General features: G+C 50.0%; 1 protein-coding gene. It reads left to right on the plus strand.

The annotated features are described in order from the left end of the window. A partial coding sequence (locus tag J4G38_RS28470; protein ID WP_226164225.1) for a hypothetical protein occupies positions 1-332 on the plus strand: 332 nt, incomplete at its 5' end. Positions 333-358 lie beyond the last annotated feature (26 nt).

The following is a 358-nucleotide window of genomic DNA, read 5'->3' on the forward strand; positions in this document are numbered from 1 at the left end:
AGTCCGATCCTACTTTTGAAGAGTTTACCTCAATGGAAATGGGAATCCGTGCCGGGCTGAAACTCATACGTAACCATGTGACGGGGTTTGGTGGCCAGCGAAAGCCGATGAACTCGATTGCCAAGCTAATAGCCGTATGGGCTCCACCAACAGAGAATAACACAGTTGAGTACGTTCGTACAGTGTCCAGGTTATCCGGCATACCCAAGACGCGCACAATCTTTCCGGATGATCGTCGTGCCCTACTGGCCATTGCCAAGGCCATGACCCGCGTCGAGTGCGGAGTGGACATACCAATGTCATACTTTGAATCAGCATACGACTTGTTATGAATCACCTCAATATAATACGCTGCCTC

It is taken from the genome of Hymenobacter terricola, from assembly GCF_017921975.2.
Lineage (GTDB): Bacteria > Bacteroidota > Bacteroidia > Cytophagales > Hymenobacteraceae > Hymenobacter > Hymenobacter terricola.